18 protein-coding genes are annotated in these 19,915 nt (G+C 74.7%); 12 read left to right on the top strand and 6 right to left on the bottom strand.

What is annotated here, in order from left to right; genetic code table 11:
- Positions 1-7: 7 nt before the first annotated feature.
- From DE149_RS04465 to DE149_RS04485, 5 genes are all read right to left on the bottom strand, one after another.
- Positions 8-1,864, bottom strand: a complete 1,857-nt coding sequence (locus DE149_RS04465; RefSeq protein WP_113914042.1) for a biotin carboxylase N-terminal domain-containing protein — start codon at positions 1,862-1,864, stop codon at positions 8-10.
- A gap of 164 nt (positions 1,865-2,028) precedes the next feature.
- Entirely contained in the window at positions 2,029-2,724 is a 696-nt protein-coding gene (locus DE149_RS04470) for a nucleoside triphosphate pyrophosphatase (protein WP_113914043.1), read from the bottom strand.
- Entirely contained in the window at positions 2,721-4,409 is a 1,689-nt protein-coding gene (locus DE149_RS04475) for a DUF885 domain-containing protein (protein ID WP_113914044.1), read from the bottom strand. Before DE149_RS04475 ends, DE149_RS04470 begins: the two co-directional genes overlap by 4 nt.
- A 36-nt stretch (positions 4,410-4,445) precedes the next feature.
- Positions 4,446-4,739 (bottom strand): hypothetical protein, encoded by a 294-nt coding sequence (locus DE149_RS04480; protein ID WP_233490703.1) that lies wholly within the window; start codon positions 4,737-4,739, stop codon positions 4,446-4,448.
- A complete protein-coding gene (locus DE149_RS04485) occupies positions 4,736-6,319 on the bottom strand; it encodes an acyl-CoA carboxylase subunit beta (protein ID WP_113914045.1) in 1,584 nt (527 codons plus the stop codon). Before DE149_RS04485 ends, DE149_RS04480 begins: the two co-directional genes overlap by 4 nt.
- Positions 6,320-6,508: 189 nt before the next feature.
- Between DE149_RS04485 and DE149_RS04490 the strand changes: the two genes are divergently transcribed.
- From DE149_RS04490 to gatB, 11 genes are all read left to right on the top strand, one after another.
- On the top strand, positions 6,509-7,345 hold the full coding sequence (locus tag DE149_RS04490) for a biotin--[acetyl-CoA-carboxylase] ligase (RefSeq protein WP_102708164.1): 837 nt from the start codon (positions 6,509-6,511) through the stop codon (positions 7,343-7,345).
- Between the two features lie 30 nt (positions 7,346-7,375).
- Complete coding sequence (locus DE149_RS04495) at positions 7,376-7,903, top strand: PH domain-containing protein (RefSeq protein WP_113914083.1); 528 nt, start codon at positions 7,376-7,378, stop codon at positions 7,901-7,903.
- Positions 7,900-9,039 (top strand): adenylate/guanylate cyclase domain-containing protein, encoded by a 1,140-nt coding sequence (locus DE149_RS04500; RefSeq protein WP_113914046.1) that lies wholly within the window; start codon positions 7,900-7,902, stop codon positions 9,037-9,039. The genes DE149_RS04495 and DE149_RS04500 overlap by 4 nt, the downstream gene beginning before the upstream one ends.
- Positions 9,040-9,050: 11 nt before the next feature.
- Positions 9,051-9,809 carry a PP2C family serine/threonine-protein phosphatase gene (locus tag DE149_RS04505; protein WP_113914047.1) on the top strand — a complete coding sequence of 253 codons (759 nt, stop codon included), beginning with the start codon at positions 9,051-9,053 and terminating at the stop codon, positions 9,807-9,809.
- A gap of 40 nt (positions 9,810-9,849) precedes the next feature.
- Entirely contained in the window at positions 9,850-12,243 is a 2,394-nt protein-coding gene (ligA, locus tag DE149_RS04510) for an NAD-dependent DNA ligase LigA (protein ID WP_113914048.1), read from the top strand.
- Entirely contained in the window at positions 12,240-13,157 is a 918-nt protein-coding gene (locus tag DE149_RS04515) for an inositol monophosphatase family protein (protein ID WP_113914049.1), read from the top strand. Before ligA ends, DE149_RS04515 begins: the two co-directional genes overlap by 4 nt.
- Positions 13,154-13,636 carry a hypothetical protein gene (locus DE149_RS04520; RefSeq protein ID WP_113914050.1) on the top strand — a complete coding sequence of 161 codons (483 nt, stop codon included), beginning with the start codon at positions 13,154-13,156 and terminating at the stop codon, positions 13,634-13,636. The genes DE149_RS04515 and DE149_RS04520 overlap by 4 nt, the downstream gene beginning before the upstream one ends.
- A complete protein-coding gene (locus DE149_RS04525) occupies positions 13,633-14,157 on the top strand; it encodes a GNAT family N-acetyltransferase (RefSeq protein ID WP_036317337.1) in 525 nt (174 codons plus the stop codon). Before DE149_RS04520 ends, DE149_RS04525 begins: the two co-directional genes overlap by 4 nt.
- Positions 14,158-14,361: 204 nt before the next feature.
- Positions 14,362-14,658, top strand: coding sequence for an Asp-tRNA(Asn)/Glu-tRNA(Gln) amidotransferase subunit GatC (gene gatC / locus DE149_RS04530; RefSeq protein WP_113914051.1), 297 nt, complete (start codon positions 14,362-14,364; stop codon positions 14,656-14,658).
- A gap of 7 nt (positions 14,659-14,665) precedes the next feature.
- Positions 14,666-16,282: an Asp-tRNA(Asn)/Glu-tRNA(Gln) amidotransferase subunit GatA gene (gene gatA, locus DE149_RS04535; protein ID WP_113914052.1), complete on the top strand. Its 1,617-nt coding sequence runs from the start codon at positions 14,666-14,668 to the stop codon at positions 16,280-16,282.
- Positions 16,279-17,784 (top strand): Asp-tRNA(Asn)/Glu-tRNA(Gln) amidotransferase subunit GatB, encoded by a 1,506-nt coding sequence (gene gatB, locus DE149_RS04540; RefSeq protein ID WP_113914053.1) that lies wholly within the window; start codon positions 16,279-16,281, stop codon positions 17,782-17,784. Before gatA ends, gatB begins: the two co-directional genes overlap by 4 nt.
- A gap of 15 nt (positions 17,785-17,799) precedes the next feature.
- Here gatB and DE149_RS04545 read toward each other — a convergent pair whose 3' ends face one another.
- Positions 17,800-18,876, bottom strand: a complete 1,077-nt coding sequence (locus DE149_RS04545) for a phosphotransferase (RefSeq protein WP_113914054.1) — start codon at positions 18,874-18,876, stop codon at positions 17,800-17,802.
- 140 nt (positions 18,877-19,016) lie between these two features.
- On the opposite strand from DE149_RS04545, the gene DE149_RS04550 reads away from it, so the two are divergent.
- Entirely contained in the window at positions 19,017-19,913 is an 897-nt protein-coding gene (locus tag DE149_RS04550) for a CPBP family intramembrane glutamic endopeptidase (protein ID WP_113914055.1), read from the top strand.
- The last annotated feature ends 2 nt before the right edge of the window (positions 19,914-19,915 follow it).

A 19,915-nucleotide genomic window follows, 5' to 3' on the forward strand; every position in this document is an offset into this window, starting at 1 on the left:
CGGCGGCTCACTCCGCGTCGGCGATGGTGGCGATCACCGTGCCGGCCGTGACCGTCTGGCCCGGCTCGACCTCGAGCCCGCTGACGACGCCCGCGCGGTGGGCCGTGAGCGGCTGCTCCATCTTCATGGCCTCCATGACCACGATCAGGTCGCCCTCGGCCACGGTCTGGCCGTTCTCGGCGGCGACCTTCACCACGGTGCCCTGCATCGGGGCGGTCAGCGCGTCCGTGCTGACGGCCGCGGCCACCGGTGCGCCGCGCTTGCCGCGGGGCCGGCGTCGTCCCGCACCGGCCCGCTGGGCGGCGCCGGAGATCGTGTGCAGGGCCTCGCCCCACGTGGGCAGGGTGACGTCCACGCGCTTGCCGTTGACCTCCACGGTCACGGTGTGGCGCGCCTCGCGGGGGGCCGGCTCGGCCGGGATGAGGGCGCTCGGCTCGATGCGGTTCGCGAACTCCGTCTCGATCCACCGGGTGTGCACCGAGAACGGCTCCTCCGAGCCGGCGATCTCGGGCGCGAAGGCGGGGTCGCGCACCACGGCGCGGTGGAAGGGCAGTACCGAAGGCATGCCGACGATCTCGGCCTCGCGCAGGGCGCGAGCGGCACGCTGCAGGGCCTGGCGGCGGTCCGCGCCGGTGACGATCAGCTTGGCGACCATGGAGTCGAAGGCCCCGGAGACGGTCTCGCCCTCCACCACGCCGGCGTCCACGCGCACGCCCGGGCCGCTGGGCATGCGGAAGGTGGTGAGCCGACCGGGGGCGGGCAGGAAGTTGCGGCCCGGGTCCTCGCCGTTGAGACGGAACTCGATCGAGTGGCCGCGGGGCTGCGGGTCCGTGTAGCCGAGGGCCTCGCCACGGGCCAGGCGGAACTGCTCGCGCACGAGGTCGATGCCGGTGATCTCCTCGGAGACCGGGTGCTCCACCTGCAGGCGCGTGTTCACCTCGAGGAAGGAGATGGTGCCGTCCTGGCCCACGAGGAACTCGCACGTGCCCGCGCCGACGTAGCCGGCCTCCTGCAGGATCGCCCTGGAGGACTCCACGAGGCGGGCGTTCTGCTCGTCCGTGAGGAACGGCGCCGGGGCCTCCTCCACGAGCTTCTGGTTGCGGCGCTGCAGCGAGCAGTCGCGGGTGGAGATCACGACGACGTCGCCGTGCACGTCCGCCAGGCACTGCGTCTCCACGTGGCGCGGCTTGTCCAGGAACCGCTCCACGAAGCACTCGCCCCGGCCGAACGCGGCCACGGCCTCACGGACCGCGGACTCGTAGAACTCGGGGATCTCCTCGCGCGTGCGGGCCACCTTGATGCCGCGGCCGCCGCCGCCGTAGGCCGCCTTGATGGCCACCGGCAGGCCGAACTCGTCCGCGAACGCGACGACCTCCTCCGTGCCGGTCACGGGGGAGGTGGTGCCCGGCGCCAGCGGGGCGCCGACCTTGGTGGCCAGCTGGCGGGCCGAGACCTTGTCGCCCAGCCGGTCGATCGCCTCGGCGGGCGGGCCGATCCACACGAGGCCGGCGTCGGCCACGGCGCGCGCGAAATCCGCGTTCTCGGAGAGGAAGCCGTAGCCGGGGTGCACGGCGTCCGCGCCCGCGCGCTCGGCGGCGTCGAGGATCTTGCCGATCACCAGATAGGAGTCGGCGGCGGTCTCCCCGCCGAGGGCCACGGCCTCGTCCGCGAGCGTCACGTGCAGGGCGTCCCGGTCCGGCTCGGCGTAGACGGCCACGGAGGTCAGCCCCTCGTCCTGGCAGGCCCGGATGATGCGCACGGCGATCTCGCCGCGGTTGGCGATCAGCACCCGGGAGAACCGGCGCTCCGCCGCGGGGTCGACGGGCGGGACGACCGAGGCCTGCGGTGCGTCGGCGATGCTCATGGGCGATGGACTCCTCGGACGATCACGGCTGGGGGTGCGGGCGCCACGTCCGGGGTCGTGCCCCTCACCCGGTGGGGCGAAAGGCGCGGGACGGCGCCGACTCTGACCAGCACCCTACTCGTTGTGGCGGAACCCTCCGAGGTACGCGGCCCTGTCGCGCCGGATCAGCGCTGCGCGTTGGAGGCTTCCCACAACCGGGTGAAGTCCTGGCCCAGGGCCGCCGCGGCCCGCCGCAGCCACGCCACGGACAGCCCGATCACCGCGTTGGGGTCCCCGTCCACGCCGTCCACGAGGGCCGCGCCCGCGCCGTCCACCGTGAACGCGCCCGCGCAGTGCAGCGGCTCGCCCGTGGCCACGTAGGCCTGGATCTCGGCCTCGGTGACGGCGCCGAAGCGCACGACGGCGGACACCACGCCCGCCTCCGCGGCCATCCCGGACCCGACCCCGGGCTCCGGCAGCACCAGGCCCAGCCAGTGGCCCGAATGCAGCACGCCCTCCCGGCCGGCCTGGGCGCGCCAGCGCTCGACGGCGACCTCGGGCTCGTAGGGCTTGCCGTGGGCGCGGCCGTCGAACTCGAACACGGAGTCGCAGCCGAGCACGAGCGTGGGGGCCTCGACGCCGGCGGCCGCCACCCGGGCGGCCACGTCGCGGCCCTTGGCCTGAGCCAGCAGGCCCGCCAGCTCCGCCGGCGACGGGTCGCCCGCCGCCGCGCCCACGGCCGCCTCGTCCACCCCCGAGACGACGACGCGGAACGGCACCCGCGCCCGGGTCAGGACCTCCGCTCGGCCGGGGGAGGCCGAGCCGAGCACCAGTCGCAGGCCCGTGCCGGGGTCGGCCGCGCCGTCGTCGTGCGGGATCACGCGAGCGCCTCCCGCAGGGTGTCCAGGCCCATGCCGCCCAGGCGCAAGGCGCGCGTGTGGAAGGCCTTGAGGTCGAAGTCGGCGCCCTCGGCCTGCTCGTGCTCGGCGCGGATCTGCTCCCAGATGCGCTGGCCCACCTTGTAGGCCGGCGCCTGCCCCGGCCAGCCGAGGTAGCGCGTGAACTCGAAGCGGCGCTGGCCCTCGGAGATCCTCAGGTGCTTGGCCAGGAACGCGTAGCCCTTCTCCGGGGTCCACGCGCCGCCGCCCTCGGACTCGGGGGCGTCGAAGCCGCAGTGGTAGCCGATGTCGAACACGACGCGGGCCGCGCGCATGCGCTGCATGTCCAGCATGCCGAGGTGGTCGCCCGGGTCGTCGAGGAAGCCGAGCTCCTCCATGAGCTTCTCCGCGTACAGCGCCCAGCCCTCGCCGTGGCCGGACGTCCAGCAGAAGCTGCGGCGCCACAGGTTGAGGTTCGCCCGGTTCATCATGGCGGTGGCGATCTGCAGGTGATGGCCCGGCACGCCCTCGTGGTAGACCGTGGTGGTCTCCGCCCACGTGGTGAACTCGTCCTCGCCCGGGGGCACGGACCACCACATGCGGCCGGGCCGGGAGAAGTCGTCCGAGGGGCCGGTGTAGTAGATGCCGCCCTCCTGGGTGGGGGCGATCATGCACTCGAGCCGGTCCATCGGGGCCGGGATCTCGAAGTGCTCCTTCATGGCCTCGACCGCGTCGTCGGAGAGCCGCTGCATCCATGTGCGCAGGGCCTCGGTGCCCTTCAGGGTGCGCTCCGTGTCCGCGTCCAGGATCGCGCGCGCCTCCTCGATCGTGGCGCCCGGCCGGATGCGCTCGGCGTCCGCCTGCTGCGCGGCGATGATGCGGGCCAGCTCCTCCTGGCCCCAGCGGTAGGTCTCCTCGAGGTCGATCTCGGCGCCGAGGAAGACGCGGGAGGCCAGCCGGTAGTAGTCGATCCCGACGCCGTCCGCCTCCGGGGCGTGCGGGCGCAGCTCGGCCTCGAGCGTGTCCGCGAAGTCGCGGTAGGCCTGCGCGGCGGCGTCCGCGCCGGAGCGGATGCGGGCGGCCAGGGCGTCGTCCACGACGTCGGCTGCCTCGGCTCGCTCGACCAGGCCCGGGAAGAACCCGTCCGCGGCGCCGTGGGCGCGGGCCTGCTCCACCACGATGTCCACCTGACGCACCGCGGCCACGTGGCCGGCGTCGCGGGAGGCGAGCAGGGACTCCGTGTAGCCGCGCAGGGCGGCCGGCAGGTTCTCGAGGCGGCCGGCGATGTGGCCCCACTGCTCCGCGGTGTCCGTGGGCATGAGATCGAAGACCGCGCGGATGCCCTGGGCGGGGGAGGCGATGTTGTTCAGCTCGGTGCGGCCGGTCGCGTGGATCTCCCGCTCGAGGCCGATGCGCTCCTGCATGGCCGCCTTCGTGACGCGGTCCGTCTCGTCCTGCGGCTCGAGCGCGGCCAAGTCCTCGAGAAGGCGGGCGTTGAGCTCGTCGTCGGCGCGGGCGCCGGCGGGGGAGAAGTCCGTGTACTCGGTCTCTCGGCCCGGGAAGCCGAGCTCGGTGGCGGTGTCCGGATGCAGGGCGAGGAGGTCGGTCACGTAGCGCTCGGCGAGCGCGTCGATGGCGGACGGGGTGCGGGCGCCGTCGACGGCGGCCTCGGAGGTGTGCTGGGTCATACCGGCACTCTAGGCGCTGGCGCCCGCCCCCCCGGCTCACTGCGGGCCCGCGCCCTGACGCCACTGGCCGCGGCCGGGCCGGGCCCACAGGCCCAGGTCGCCGCGACGGCGGAGCGTGCGGTCCAGGGGACGGGGGTCGGCGGCCGCGGCGGCGAGCCGGGCGGCTTCGGCCCGGGCCGCGGCGGCCGCCTCGAGGACGGCGGCCAGCGCCGCCATCTCCTCCGGCTCCAACTCCGGGCCGCTGAGCTGCAGCGGGTCGGCCGACGACGGCGTGGCCTGCGTCGACTCGTCGTTCTCGTCCGGGGCGCCCGGACCCAGCAGGGCGCTCACAGCGGCATGTTCCCGTGCTTCTTGGCGGGGCGGGCCTCGCGCTTGTGCAGGGTGGCGCGCAGGGCGCGGATGAGCTGGCCGCGGGTGGCGTGCGGGGGCACCACGGCGTCCACGTAGCCCAGCTCGGCGGCCTGGTACGGGTTGAGCAGCTCGGCCTCGTAGTCGGCCACGATCTCGGCCCGGCGCGCGTCGACGTCGCCGCCCGCCTCCGCCGTCGCCTTCAGGTCGCGCCGGTACAAGATGTTCACGGCGCCCTGGGCGCCCATCACGCCGATCTGCGCGCTCGGCCAGGCCAGGTTCAGGTCCGCGCCGAGCTTCTTGGAGCCCATCACGATGTACGCGCCGCCGAAGGCCTTGCGCGTGATCACGGTCAGCTTCGGCACGGTGGCCTCGGCGTAGGCGTAGATCAGCTTGGCGCCGCGGCGGATGATGCCGTTGAACTCCTGGTCCGTGCCGGGCAGGAACCCGGGTACGTCCACGAGGGTGATGATCGGGATGTTGAACGCGTCGCAGAAGCGCACGAACCGCGCGGCCTTCTCCGAGGCGGCGATGTCCAGGGTGCCGGCGAACTGCATCGGCTGGTTCGCGACGACGCCCACGCTCATGCCGTCCAGGCGCGCCAGGCCGGTGATCACGTTGGGCGCGTACAGCTCCTGCAGCTGCAGCAGGTGGCCCTCGTCCACGATCGAGGCGATGACCTCGAGCATGTCGTAGGGCTGGTTCGCGGAGTCCGGGACGATCTCGTCCAGGGCCAGGTCCTCGTCCGTGGGATCCGGGTCCGCGGCCTCGAAGGTCGGGGCCTCCGCGAGGTTGTTGGAGGGCAGCAGCTCGAGCAGCTCCTGCACGTAGGCGATCGCGTCCTCCTCCGAGGAGGCCATGTAGTGGGCGGTGCCGGAGGTGGCGTTGTGCGAGCGGGCGCCGCCGAGGGTCTCCATGTCCACGTCCTCACCCGTGACGGTCTTGATCACGTCCGGGCCGGTGATGAACATGTGCGAGGTCTGGTCCACCATCACCACGACGTCCGTCAGCGCCGGAGAATAGGCCGCGCCGCCGGCGGAGGGGCCCATGATCAGCGAGATCTGCGGGATCATGCCCGAGGCCAGGACGTTGTTCCGGAAGATGTCCGCGAACTGGGCGAGGGAGGCCACGCCCTCCTGGATGCGCGCGCCGCCGCCGTCGAGGATGCCGATCACGGGGCAGCCGTTGCGCGCGGCGAACTCCTGGACCTTCACGATCTTCTGGCCGTTGCGCTCGGACAGCGAGCCGCCGAACACGGTGAAGTCCTGGGAGTAGACGGCCACCTGGCGCCCGTCCACGGTGCCGAAGCCGGACACCAGGCCGTCGCCTGCCGGGTGCTTGGCGTCCATGCCGAACGCGGTGGTGCGGTGCACGGCCAGCGCGTCCAGCTCCACGAAGGAGCCCTCGTCCAGGAGGAGGTCGATCCGCTCGCGCGCGGTGTGCTTGCCGCGAGCGTGCTGGCGCTCGACGGCGTCCGGGCCGCCGGGCGCGGCCGTCGCCTCGAGCCGCCGATGCAGGTCGGCCAGCCGGCCGGCCGTGGTGGTCAGATCGGGATCGGTCACACGTCCTCCTTGTGGTGGTCCGCCAGATGCGGAGGCTCAGTCGGCCAGTCTACGGGCCGCCGCGGACGCCCTCGGTTGGAGGAAGCCCACAAACGACGAGGACGTCGGCCCGGGCCGCCCCTCCGCGCGCCCCGGGAGCGGATCGGCCCGCCCAGCCCGCCCCCGGGAACGCCGTGTATATCTAGGGGCATGCACCCCGACGACGCCCCCACACCGGATCTGACCTGGCTGGACTCCGCCGGCTCCACGCAGGATGAGCTCCTCGCGCGGCTGGACCGCGAGGGGCACCGGCACGGTGCGGCCGTGGCCACCGCGGACCAGCGGGCCGGCCGGGGTCGGCACTCCCGGGTGTGGAGCGCCGCGCCGGGGGCGGCGCTCGCCCTGTCCGTGTACCTGCGTCCCGAGTCCGGCGGGGTGCCGGTCTCTCCGGCCCACCTGAGCTGGCTCTCGCTCGTCGCCTCCGCCACGGTCGCCGAGCGCCTCGCGGCCCGGGGCGTCCCGACGCACGTGAAGTGGCCGAACGACGTGCTCGCCACGGACGGGCGCAAGCTGTGCGGCGTGCTGGCCACGGTGGCGCTGTCCTCGGACGGCAAGGGGCCCGGCGTCGTCGTCGGGATGGGCGTGAACCTGGACCACCGCGGGGCCGCCCCGGTGGACACCGCCACGGACCTGGCGGAGTGGATCGGCGCGGACGCCGTGCCCGCGCCCCGGGACCTCGCGGTCGAGCTGCGCGACGCCGTCGTGGCGGCCGTGGACCGCTTCGCGGCGGGCGTGGCGGGACAGGCGGCGGCCGTGGACGGACGCCACCCCGCCGTGGCGGCCGTGGCGGACCGCCTCTCCACCCTGGGCCGCGCGGTGCGCGCCGAGCTGCCCGGCGGCGGCGTGCTGGAGGGCACGGCCGTGGGCCTCGGCCCCGGCGGCACCCTGCGCGTGAAGCACGTCACACCGGACCGTGGCACAATCGAGACCGAGGTCAGTGCGGGGGACGTGGCCCACCTGCGCGGAGACGTCCATCGCGGCGCATGACACACCCGTCCCGGTCAGGAGGTGACCGCCGTGCGACTCGAGCCCGGTGAGCAGGTGATGGTGCGCACCCGCACCCACCCGCGCGCGCTGCTGCGCCCGGCCGCGGTCCTCGTGGCCGTCGCGTTCCTGCTCGGCCTGGCCGTCGGCGTGCTCGCACGCCCCGACCTGCCCGGGATCGTCGCCGCGAACCGCGCCGTGCTCGAGGCGGCCGCGTGGGTGGTCGCGGCGCTCGTCCTGCTCCCCGGCACCATCCGCCCGCTGTGGCGCTGGGTCTTCCGGCGCACCGTGCTCACCGACCGCCGCATCCTCCAGGGCGCCGGCATCGGCGGCTCCGGTGCCGCCATGCCGCTCGTGTCCATCGCGGACGTGCAGCGGCGCCGCCGCGGCTCGGGTGCCGGAGACCTGCACATCCTCTTCCAGGAGCCCGCCCGCCAGGTCCACTGGCGGCTGCGCGACGTCCCCGAGGCCGCGCGCTTCGAGGAGGCCCTGGCCCACCTCACCCGCCAGGCCCGCACCGCGACCTGGCCCGCCCCCGTCCCGACAGGAGACCTCCGATGAGCCGTCCGGAGACACCGGACACCGCACCGCTGCCGATCGTCCCGCCGGCCGAGGACGAGACCGCCCGCGGCGCCCAGGAGCGGTCCGCCGAGCCCGCCGGCTGGACGAGCGCGATGCGCACGCTCGACGCCGGCCTGGTGGTGGGCCCGCGCGCCTACACCTCGCGGGAGGTGGCGCAGCGCCTCGGCGTCTCGATGGCCTCCGCCCGGAAGATCTGGCGTGCGCTGGGCTATCCGACGTCGCCGGAGGGGCACAAGGCCTTCACCGAGGCGGACATCGAGGCGTTCGAGTCCGTGCTCACGCTCGTGCGCTCGGGGACGCTGAACGAGGACACCGCCATCTCGCTGGCCCGCTCGATCGGGCAGATGACGGACCGCATGGTGGTGTGGCAGATCGAGGCGCTCGTGGAGGACAAGATCGCCTCCGAGGACCTGACGGACCCGGAGGCGCGGCGGGCCGCCGTGGACATGCTCCCGGACATGGTCGGACCGCTCGAGAAGGCCATGCGGATCGTCTACCGGCGCCAGCTCAACCGCGCCGTGCAGCGCCTGACCGTGCGCGTGGAGGCCGGGCTGGCGGCCAGCGCCCGGGGCCGCGACGGCTCCGAGTCGGACGCGCCGCTGCCGCTGGCCCGCGCCGTCGGCTTCGCGGACATGGTCTCCTACACGACGCTCTCCCGGACCATGGACGACCGGACGCTGGCCCGCATGGTGCTGCGCTTCGAGTCCCTCGCCGCGGAGACCATCTCCGCCGGCGGCGGCTGGCTCGTGAAGACCATCGGCGACGAGGTCATGTTCAACGCCGAGACCCCCGAGGCCGGTGCCGCGATCGCGCTCTCCCTGGCCGAGACCATCGCCGCGGACGAGGAGCTGCCCTCGGCGCGCGTCGCCCTGACGTGGGGACGGGTGCTCTCGCGCATGGGGGACATCTACGGGCCCACCGTGAACCTCGCCGCGCGGCTGACGTCCCTGGCCGATCCGGGTACCGTGCTCGTGGACGCCATGACCGCTGCGGCCCTGTCCCGGGACGAGCGCTTCGTGCTCGTCCCGCAGCCGCCCAGGATCGTCCGCGGGTTCGGAGAGGTCCGCCCCTCCCTGCTCATGGACGGGTCGGCCCAGACCCTGCTCGCCGACTGATCGAGGACCCCGTGGACCCCCGCCCCGAGACCCCGTCCGCGCCGCGGCCCCAGGCCGCCGGCGCCACCCACGTGGGCGTCGTCCGCAACCTGAACGAGGACGCGTGGACCCTCGTCGGGGAGCCGCTGGTGCTCGCCGCCGTGGCCGACGGCATGGGCGGGCACGAGGCCGGCGAGGTGGCCTCGGCCGCCGCGATCGAGACCCTGCGCCGCCGCGCCCCCGAGGTGCTCGCCCCGGGCACGGCCCACACGCCCCAGGAGCTCGGCCACCTGATCCACGAGGCGGACGCTGCCGTCGTCGAGGCCGGGCTGGGGCGCTCCGGCACCACCCTCACCGTGCTGGCCTGCCTGGACACGGAACGCGGTCGCTGGGCCGTGGCGAACGTCGGCGACTCCCGGGTGTACCTGCGGCCCGTCGGCTCGCCGGTGCTCCAGCAGCTCACGGTGGACCACTCGGCGGTCCAGATGCTCGTCGACGCGGGGGAGCTCACCCCCGCCGAGGCCCGCGTCCATCCCCGCCGCAACGTCATCACCCGCGCGCTCGGCTCGCGCGAGGCGCTCACGGTGGACGTGGCCGAGATCCCCCTGGCCTCCGGGGACCTCGTCCTGCTGTGCAGCGACGGCCTGACCGGCGAGCTGCTGGACGAGGAGATCCGCGCGCTGATCGACGACGCCGACACCCTCGAGGACGCCCTCGAGAAGCTCATCGGCGCCGCCCTGTGGCGCGGCGGCCGGGACAACGTCACGGCGGTGCTCGTGCGCATCCCCTGACCCGGGTGCGCCGTCCGGGACGCCGACTACGCTGGGCCGGGTGAGCACCCCCAAGGAATCCGCCGCCCAGCCCGATCCGCAGGACATCCCCGCCGCGGACCTGCGGGAGGAGTACGAGAACCTCGTGGAGCGGGTCCGCGCCGCTCGGACCGCCTACTACCAGCGGGACGCCCCGGAGATCTCGGACGCCGAGTACGACGCGCTGTACCGCCGTCTCGAGGACCTCGAGGCCCTGCACCCCGAGCTCGTGTCCAACGACTCGCCCACCCAGGAGGTCGGCGGCGAGGTCTCGGAGGCGTTCGCCCCCGTCCGGCACGGGGCCCGCATGTACTCGCTCGAGGACCTGTTCTCCGTCGAGGAGCTCGAGGTCTGGTTCCGCCGCGCGGCGCAGGCCCTGACGCAGGTGCGGCCGGGCGTGGCGCCCCGCTGGCTCGTGGAGGTGAAGATCGACGGGCTCGCCGTCGCCCTGCGCTACCGGGACGGGCGGCTCGTGCAGGCCGCCACCCGCGGCGACGGCGTCACGGGCGAGGACGTCACCGCCAACGTGCGCACCATCGGGGACATCCCGCACGAGCTCTCCGGCGAGGGCTGGCCCGCCGAGTTCGAGGTGCGCGGCGAGGTGTTCATGTCCTCCGCCGCCTTCGCCGAGCTCAACGCGCGTCGTGCCGAGGAGGGTCAGACGCCGTTCGCGAACCCGCGCAACGCCGCCGCCGGCGCCCTGCGTCAGAAGGACCCGGCCGTCACCGCGCAGCGCCCGCTGGCCATGTTCGTGCACGGCATCGGCTCGGTCGAGGCGTTCGGACTGGAGTCCCAGCACGAGGTGTACGACGCGCTCGCGGGCTGGGGCCTGCCCGTGAGCCCCTACACCCGCGTGGTGGAGGGTGCGGACGAGGAGGCGTTGGCCGCCGTCGTCGCGGTGATCGAGGAGTACGGCCGGCGCCGGCACGAGCTGATCCACGAGATCGACGGCATCGTGGTGAAGGCGGACGCGTTCGCGGACCAGCGCTACCTCGGCCACACCTCCCGCGTGCCCCGCTGGGCGGCGGCGTACAAGTACCCGCCGGAGGAGGTGCACACGCTGCTGCGGGACATCGCGGTCTCGGTGGGCCGCACCGGTCGGGTGACCCCGTTCGCGGTGTTGGAGCCGGTCACCGTGGCCGGGTCCACCGTCTCTCTGGCCACCCTGCACAACCAGGACGTGGTCAAGGCCAAGGGCGTGCTGATCGGGGACACCGTGGTGGTGCGCAAGGCCGGGGACGTGATCCCCGAGGTCGTGGGCCCCGTGCTGCCGCTGCGCGAGAAGGCGATCGAGGCGGGCCGGGAGCTGCGCGAGTTCGTCATGCCCGCGCACTGCCCCTCGTGCGGCACGCCGCTGGCCCCGGCCAAGGAGGGGGACGTGGACCTGCGCTGCCCCAACGCCCGCTCCTGCCCGGCCCAGCTGGCCGGCCGCGTCGAGCACCTGGCCAGCCGCGGCGCGTTCGACGTGGAGGCGCTCGGCGAGGAGGCCGCCCGCTGGCTCGTCCAGGGCCCCGGCGAGGACCCGGCCGAGCACGAGGGACACGTGCGGCCCGAGGGCCCGGGCCCCATCACGGCGGAGGCGCAGATCTTCGACCTCGCCTCCGGCACGCCGGAGGAGATCACGGGCCCGCGCGGCGAGGACGGACTGACGGACCTGCAGCGCTCCCTCGGCGCGGTGCGCGTGTGGCGCGAGGGCCGCACGAAGGTGGACGGCCGCATGGTGCCCTCGGGCGTGTTCACGCTCAAGCCGTACTTCTTCACCGCCGGCACCGCGAAGAGGCCGTCCGCGCCCACGGCCAACACGCTGCGCCTGTTCGACGAGCTCGAGAAGGCCAAGTCCCAGCCGCTGTGGCGCACCCTCGTGGCGCTGTCCATCCGGCACGTGGGCCCGACGGCGGCCCGCTCGCTGGCCACGGCGTTCGGCTCGATGGCGGCGCTGCGCGCGGCGGCCGAGGCCGGCGACCGGGACCGGCTGGCCGAGATCGACGGCGTCGGCCCGATCATCGCGGATGCGCTCATCGAGTGGTTCGCCGAGGACTGGCACCGGGAGATCGTGGACCGGTGGGCCGCGGCGGGCGTGGTCATGGAGGACGAGCAGGACGAGTCCACCCCGCGCACGCTCGAGGGCCTGACCGTGGTGGTCACCGGCTCGCTCGAGGGCTTCTCCCGCGACTCCGCGAAGGAGGCGATCCTCGTGCGCGGCGGCAAGGCCTCCGGGTCCGTGTCCAAGAAGACCGACTTCCTGGTGGCCGGCGAGGCCGCCGGCTCCAAGCTGGACAAGGCGCAGTCCCTCGGTGTGCCCGTGCTGGACGAGGCCGGGTTCACGGCGCTGCTGGCCGGCGGCCCGGACGCGGTGCGCCCGGCGGACACGGACGACGCCACCGACGGCGCCGCAGATGGGGAGGCCTCGGCATGAGCGCGCGCACCACGGTCCCGGGCCTGCTCGTGGTCGCCAAGGCCGCCGCGCGCGCCGGCGCGGACGTCCTGGCCCGGCGCTGGACCGGTCACCATCCGGCCGTCCCGCTGGGCATCGAGGAGATCGGCGCGGAGACGAAGTCCTCCGGCTCCGACTGGGTCACCGACTACGACCGCCGCGCCGAGCAGGCCGTCCGGGAGGTCATCGCCGGCTACCGCCCCTCGGACGAGATCACCGGCGAGGAGTACGGCGCCACCCTCCCGGCCGAGCCGTCCGGGTACCGCTGGTCCATCGACCCGCTGGACGGCACCACCAACTTCGTGCGCGGCCTGCCGCAGTTCTGCACCTCGGTGGCCGTCACCGGCCCGGTGGACGCCGAGACCGCCGATCTGCTGGGGGTGGCCGAGGGCACCGAACGCTGGCTGGCCGGCGTCGTGGCGGCACCCGCGCTGGGGCGCACCTGGTTCGCGAGCGCGGGCCGGGGCGCCTTCAGCACCGCGGACGCGACGACGGCGGGCGTGGACGTGCCCGACCGGGACGCCGCCCCCGTGCGGCTCACCGGCCCCGTGGTGGGGCGCTCGGGGCGGCTGCTCGCCACCGGCTTCGGCTACGACCCCGCTCGCCGGGCCCTGCAGGTGCGCGCGCTCGCGGCCCTGCTGCCCGCGTTCGGGGACGTGCGGCGGATCGGCTCGGCGGCGCTGGATCTGTGCATGGTCGCGGACGGCACCCTGGACGCCTACGCCGAGTTCGGCACGCAGGAGTACGACTGGGCCGCCGGCGCGCTGGTGGCCGAGGAGGCCGGCGTCGCGGTGACGCGGCCCGCCTCGACGGACGGCACGGCACATCCCGACTGGATGGTGGCCGGCGACGTGGACGCGGCCGCCCTGGCCGCCGTGACGGGGGCGAGGGCATGAGGCGGATCGTCGGAGACCCGTGGTTCTACCCGGTCCTGTTCGTGGCCGGCGGCCTGACGTTCATGATCGCGGGGACGCGCCTGCAGCAGGTCGGGATGATCGTGGCCGGGCTCGTCCTGGCCGGCTACGCGGTCACGTACCGGTGGGCGGTGCGGGTCCGCTCGCGGCCGTTCGCCGGCGCACAGGCGCACGTCGAGGGCGGCGGCGTCGTCGTGTTCTGGCGGCCGGGCTGCCCGTTCACGAAGCGCCTGATCAAGGAGCTGACGGCGCAGGAGCGGGGCCGCGCCTACTGGGTGAACATCTGGCAGGAGCCGGCGGCCGCGACGTTCCTCGAGGGGCTGCACGAGGCGCGCGACGGCCACCCCCACCAGGCCGTGCCCACCGCCTGGCTGCGTCGGCGCGACTACGTCGTGGCCACGGACGCGACCCGCGCCCGGCTGAAGGACACGCTGCGCCAGCACGCCGGAGGTGACGCATGAGCGCCCTCGTCCGCCCGCTGCGCCCCGAGGACCACGAGGCGGTCGCCGAGCTCACCCTGGCGTCCTATGTCGACGGCGGCCACATCGCCCCCGACGACGCCTACGTGAAGACCCTCATGGACGTGGCCGACCGGGCCGGCCGCGCGGAGGTGCTCGTGGCCGAGGTCGACGGCGAGGTGGCCGGGTCCGTGGTGCTCACCCCGCCCGGCTCGCCCCTGGCCGAGACCTCCGGCGACGGGGAGTACGAGTTCCGCATGCTCGCCGTGCACCCGCGGTTCCACCGCCGCGGGGTGGGCGGCGCCCTGCTGGCCGAGATCGTGGCGCGGGCCCGCGCCGAGGAGGGCGTGGACGCCGTCGTGCTGACCACCATGCCCTCCATGACCGGCGCCCACCGGATGTACGAGCGCGCCGGCTTCGTGCGCGTCCCGGAGCGGGACTGGTTCCTCGCGGACGTGGTGCCGGACCTCGACCCGGCCGACGAGACCGGCCCGTTCCTCGTCTACCGGCTCGCGCTGGACTGACCCCGGGCGGGACATCGGCACCGGGACCCCACTCGGGGCGGGAAATCCCTGTCATGCGGGCCCGGAGCGCCGCGGTGGGGTGGATTTCCCGCCTCGAAGCGGTGGCGGTGGCCGGGCAGGCCCCGGCACTAGACTCGACCCCGATGTGGCCGCCGCCGCGCCGGCGTCGTCCACCCCGCCCCGACCCGTCACACGAGGAGATCCATGCCTGAGATCACCCGGGATCAGGTGGAGCATCTGGCTCGCCTGGCCCACATCCGGATGACCGACGAGGAGCTGGACACGATGTCCGGCGACCTGGAGAAGATCCTGGAGCACGTCTCCGCGGTCCAGGACGCCGCGGGCGACGACGTGACGCCGACGTCCCACCCCATCGCGCTGGAGAACGTGTTCCGCGAGGATGTGCCCGCCGGCATGCTCACGCAGGAGGAGGCCCTCGACCAGGCGCCGGACTCCGAGGACGGCCAGTTCAAGGTCCCCGCCATCCTGGACGGAGAGTGATCACCCCATGACCGAGACGTTCGACGTGAACGCGACCCTCGGCGCCGACGAGCTCGTCCGGCTCACCGCGCTGCAGATGGCCGAGCGCCTGCGCGCCGGCACAACCACCTCCGTGGAGCTCGTCCAGGCCCACCTGGACCGCATCGCGGCCCACGACGGCGACGTGCGCGCCGACGCCGACGGCGACCGCGGCGTGCGCGCCTACCTCCACGTGAACACGGACGAGGCCCTCGCCGTCGCCGCCGAGGTGGACGCGATCCGCGCCGCCGGCGGCCCCGAGGCCGACGCCCTGCACCCGCTGGCCGGCGTGCCCGTGGCCGTGAAGGACAACATCGTCACGCGCGGCCAGCCGACCACGGCCGCCTCCCGCATGCTCGAGGGCTGGCTCAGCCCGTACGACGCCACGGTGGTGGCCCGCCTCCGCGAGGCCCGCCTGCCGATCCTCGGCAAGACCAACCTCGACGAGTTCGCCATGGGCGGTTCCACCGAGCACTCCGCGTTCGGCGTCACCCGCAACCCGTGGGACGGGGACCGCGTGCCCGGCGGCTCGGGCGGCGGGTCGGCGGCCGCCGTGGCCGCCTTCCTGGCCCCCTTCGCCCTCGGCTCGGACACCGGCGGCTCCGTGCGCGAGCCCGCCGCGTTCACCGGCACGGTCGGCGTGAAGCCCACCTACGGCGCGGTCTCCCGCTACGGCCTGATCGCGATGGCCTCCTCGCTGGACCAGATCGGCCCCGCCGCCCGCACCGTGGCCGACGCCGCGGCGCTGCAGCAGGTCATCGGCGGCCACGACCCGCAGGACTCCACGTCCCTGGCCGACGCGCCGGCGGACCTGACCGCCGCGGCCCGCGGCCGCGACCTGGCGGGGCTGCGCGTCGGCGTCGTGACGGACCTGCCGGCGGAGGCGTTCCACCCGGGCATCCGGGCCGGCTTCGACGAGCACGTCGCCGCCCTGCGGGAGGCCGGCGCGGAGATCGTGGAGGTCTCGTGCCCCAGCTTCGACGCCGCCCTCGGCGCGTACTACCTGATCATGCCCTCGGAGGCCTCCTCCAACCTGGCCCGCTTCGACGGCGTCCGCTACGGCCACCGCGTGGTGCCCGACGGCGGCGGCACGATCGAGCAGGTCATGGGCGCCACCCGCGCCGCCGGCTTTGGCGCCGAGGTCAAGCGCCGCATCATCCTGGGCACCTACGCGCTGTCCGCCGGCTACTACGACGCCTACTACGGCTCCGCGCAGAAGGTCCGCACGCTCGTGCAGGAGGACTTCGCCCGCGCCTTCGAGCAGGTGGACGTCATCCTCACGCCCACCGCGCCGACCCCGGCGTTCGAGCTGGGCGCCAAGACGGACGACCCGATGACCATGTACGTCAACGACCTGGCCACCATCCCGGCCAACCTCGCCGGCATCCCGGGCATGTCCGTGCCGGGCGGCGTCGTCGACGGGCTGCCCTACGGCCTGCAGCTGATGGCCCCGGCGCGCGAGGACGCCCGCCTGTACGAGGCCGGCGCCGCGCTCGAGCGCCTCGTGTCCCAGCGCCGGGGTGGGCCGGTGTGGGCCGAGGCCCCCGAGCTGGAGAAGGGCGCGCAGCGCGCCACCACCGCGACCACGGCAGGAGGCCGGGCATGAGCCACGCAGAGCAGACCATGGACTTCGCGGAGGCGATGGAGCGCTTCGACCCGGTGCTGGGCTTTGAGGTGCACGTGGAGCTGAACACGGCCACGAAGATCTTCTCCTCGGCGCCCAACGCGTTCGGCGACGAGCCGAACACCAACGTGACCCCGCTCGACCTCGGCCTGCCCGGCACCCTGCCGGTGCTCAACCGCGAGGTCGTGGAGTACGCGATCCGCCTGGGCGTGGCCCTGGACGCGCAGGTCGCCGAGACCTGCCGGTTCGCGCGGAAGAACTACTTCTACCCGGACACGCCGAAGAACTTCCAGACCTCCCAGTACGACGAGCCGATCGTCTTCGACGGCCACCTGGACGTCGAGTTGGAGGACGGTGAGGTCTTCCGCGTGGAGATCGAGCGCGCGCACCTCGAGGACGACGCCGGCAAGCTCACCCACGTGGGCGGCTCCGGACGGATCCAGGGCGCCTCCGCGTCTCTCGTCGACTACAACCGTGCGGGCGTGCCGCTCATCGAGATCGTCACCAAGCCGATCGTCGGCGCCGGCGCGCGGGCTCCCGAGCTGGCCCGCGCCTACGTCACCGCGATCCGGGACATCGTGCAGGCCATCGACATCTCCGACGCGCGGATGGAGCGCGGCAACGTCCGCTGCGACGCGAACGTCTCGCTGATGCCCAAGGGCGCCACCGAGTTCGGCACCCGCACCGAGACGAAGAACGTGAACTCCACGCGCGCCGTGCAGCACGCGGTCACCCACGAGATCCAGCGGCAGGCCGCGGTGCTCGCCGCGGGCGGCACCGTGACGCAGGAGACTCGCCACTGGCACGAGGACACCCGCAGCACCACCTCGGGCCGCCCGAAGTCGGACGCGGACGACTACCGGTACTTCCCCGAGCCGGACCTCGTGCCCGTGCACGTGGACGCCGCGTGGGTCGAGCGTGTGCGCGCGGCCATGCCGGAGCTTCCGGCCGTGCGGAACAAGCGGCTCAAGGCCGAGTGGGGCTTCTCGGACGAGGAGTTCCGCGACGTCGTCAACGCCGGCGTGCTGGACGAGATCGTCGCGACCGTGGAGGCCGGCGCCTCCGCGGCGGCCGCCCGCAAGTGGTGGATGGGCGAGATCGCCCGTCTGGCGAACGTCCGTGAGGTCGCCGTCGCCGAGCTGGGGATCACCCCGGCGCACGTGGTGGAGGTCGAGGAGCTGATCGCCGCCAAGACGATCAACGACAAGATCGCCAAGCAGGTGCTCGGTCTGGTGGCCGACGGCGAGGGCGCCCCGAAGGATGTCGTCTCGGCGAAGGGCCTGGCCGTGGTGTCTGACGACGGCGCGCTCACGGAGGCCGTCGACGCCGCGATCGCCGCCAACCCGGACGTGGCCGAGAAGATCAAGGGCGGCAAGATGGCCGCCGTCGGCGCCCTGATCGGCCCGGTCATGAAGGCCACCCGCGGGCAGGCCGATGCCGGCCGCGTCCGCGAGATCGTCCTGGAGCGCCTGGGCGTGTCCTGACGTCCGCGCGGGCCCTCAGCTGTCCAGGGCGGTGAGGGCCCGCGCCACGCGGGGCAGGGTCTTGCGCAGCAGGCGCCGCCAGGACCCCGCGGTCAGCCCGCCGACGATCGCGTCCCGGGCCGCCGCGTCGTCGAGCGTCTCCAGGGCCATCGCCCCGAGCCACACGCGGGCCCGGCGGGCCTCGGCCGCGTCCCGGGCCAGGTCGGGCACCTTCTCCTCGCCGTGCCACAGCGCCAGGTAGGCGACGTTGAGGGCGGGGTCCCACGCGCACGCGAGGTCCCAGTCCAGCACCCCGGCCAGCGCCCAGCGCAGCGGGGCGCGCGGGTCCTCGTCCTCGGGCACGGCGCGCCAGCGCATGTTGTGCCCGGCCAGGTCGCCGTGCACGAGCGACGGCGGCACGGGCGGGGCGGCGGTCCACGTCGTCACCGCGTCCGCGAGGGCTGCCACCGCGTCCGGCCACGCCTCGGCGCCCAGCCGCGCGTCGACGTCGTGCCCCTCCCACGCGCCCAGGCGCGCGGCGACCGCCCCCGGCAGCGCCGCGACGTGCCGGGCGCGCTCCGGCGTCCACGGGCCGCGGAAGGCGAACGGGCGGCCGAGGTGCGGGGCGATCCGCGGGTCGGTGACGTCCACGGCGGCGAGGTCGTCGAGGACGCCGCGCAGCACGGCCGGATCGCCCTCGTGCGGCGGGTGCGGTCCGCCCGGGAGGAAGCGCTGCAGCACCGCGGCGCCCGGGCCCGCGGGGACGGGGTCCGAGAGGGCGACCGGCACGGTCCACGGCACGCGGCGCTCGGCCAGGGCCGCGGCGAGCCCGTCGAGGAGGGCCAGGCGCCGGGGCAGGTGCGCCGCGGGGTCCCGCTCGGGCGCCCAGCGCGCGGCGGGGGCGGCGCCGACCTCGTGGGCCCGCGTCATCCGGAGGACGCCGACGTCCTCGAGCACGAGCACGCGGTGGAACTGCCCGCCCTCCTCCACGGACGCCGCGGCCCAGTCGGCTGTGCGGAGCCGGCGGGCGAGGGCGGGGTCGAGGCCGGGGCGGAGGTGCTGCAGGGCGCGGTGGACCAGCTCGAGCTCGCTGGGGGCAGGCGGGGAGACCACACGACCACGCTAACCCGCCCTCCGCCGTCCCGGACTTTCGAACGTGATATCGGGGGAATGGGGACTTTCGAACGGGAGAGAGGCCCCACCTCACGTTCGAAAGCGCCCGGGGGAGAGGGGGCGGGCGGATACTGGGGGGCATGCCCGCCACCCCGCGCACGTCCCGCTCCCAGGCCGGCCCGGCCGTCCGACCCGCCCCCGCGCTGCCCGCCCCCTCGGCGCGCACGGTGCGGTGGGAGATCGCGATCGTCCTCGGCCTCTCTCTGGGGAAGTCGGCGGTCTACGCGATCGTCCAGCTCATCGACAAGGCCACCCAGGCCCCGCTCGGCGAGCAGACCACCGTCCTCAACCCGGCCCTGGCCGACCGCTGGGCCTTCGACCTGACCTATCAGCTGCTCGGCATCGGGTTCGCGCTGGTGCCGGTGGCCCTCGTGCTGCACCTGATGCACCTGCGCGGCCGGAACCCGTTCCGGGTGCTCGGCCTCGACCTGCGCCGCCCCGGCCGCGACCTGGCATGGGGCCTGGGCCTGTTCGTGGCCATCGGGTTGGGCACGCTCGGCGTCTACGCCGCCGGCCGGGCCCTGGGCCTCACGACGGCGATCGTCGGCTCGGCGCTCGGCGAGAGCTGGTACCAGGTGCCGGTCCTGCTGCTCTCCGCGCTGCGGCACGGACTGCTGGAGGAGGTCATCGTGGGCGCCTGGCTCGTCGACCGCCTCGGGTATCTGCAGCGGCTGCGCGCCGCGGGCCTGGCACGCGATCCGGCGCCGGCCGTGCCGTCGTCGTGGGCGAGCGCCGAGGGGCTGTTCCTGCCGACCCGCGTGGCCGTCGTCGTGCTCGCCCTCGCGCTGCTGCGCGGGGCGTACCACCTGTACCAGGGGATCGGGCCGGGCGTGGGCAACGCCCTGATGGGTGTGGTGTTCGCGCTCGTGTTCCTGCGGGTGCGCCGGGTGATGCCGCTGGTCATCGCGCACACGCTGCTGGACGCCGTCGGGTTCGTCGGCTACCCGCTGCTGGCGCGGGCGGGGCTGCTCGGCTGAGC

The sequence above is a fragment of the Micrococcus sp. KT16 genome (genome assembly GCF_003315015.1).
GTDB lineage: Bacteria > Actinomycetota > Actinomycetes > Actinomycetales > Micrococcaceae > Micrococcus > Micrococcus luteus.

What these genes read in the sequence shown, in the direction of transcription:
- DE149_RS04465 (WP_113914042.1), bottom strand. Translation starts at nt 1,864, where the DNA reads ATGAGCATCGCCGACGCACCGCAGGCCTCGGTCGTCCCGCCCGTCGAC.
- gatC (WP_113914051.1), top strand. Translation starts at nt 14,362, where the DNA reads ATGCCTGAGATCACCCGGGATCAGGTGGAGCATCTGGCTCGCCTGGCC.
- DE149_RS04550 (WP_113914055.1), top strand. Translation starts at nt 19,017, where the DNA reads ATGCCCGCCACCCCGCGCACGTCCCGCTCCCAGGCCGGCCCGGCCGTC.
- DE149_RS04500 (WP_113914046.1), top strand. Translation starts at nt 7,900, where the DNA reads ATGAGCCGTCCGGAGACACCGGACACCGCACCGCTGCCGATCGTCCCG.
- DE149_RS04520 (WP_113914050.1), top strand. Translation starts at nt 13,154, where the DNA reads ATGAGGCGGATCGTCGGAGACCCGTGGTTCTACCCGGTCCTGTTCGTG.
- gatA (WP_113914052.1), top strand. Translation starts at nt 14,666, where the DNA reads ATGACCGAGACGTTCGACGTGAACGCGACCCTCGGCGCCGACGAGCTC.
- DE149_RS04515 (WP_113914049.1), top strand. Translation starts at nt 12,240, where the DNA reads ATGAGCGCGCGCACCACGGTCCCGGGCCTGCTCGTGGTCGCCAAGGCC.
- DE149_RS04490 (WP_102708164.1), top strand. Translation starts at nt 6,509, where the DNA reads ATGCACCCCGACGACGCCCCCACACCGGATCTGACCTGGCTGGACTCC.
- gatB (WP_113914053.1), top strand. Translation starts at nt 16,279, where the DNA reads ATGAGCCACGCAGAGCAGACCATGGACTTCGCGGAGGCGATGGAGCGC.
- DE149_RS04475 (WP_113914044.1), bottom strand. Translation starts at nt 4,409, where the DNA reads ATGACCCAGCACACCTCCGAGGCCGCCGTCGACGGCGCCCGCACCCCG.
- DE149_RS04525 (WP_036317337.1), top strand. Translation starts at nt 13,633, where the DNA reads ATGAGCGCCCTCGTCCGCCCGCTGCGCCCCGAGGACCACGAGGCGGTC.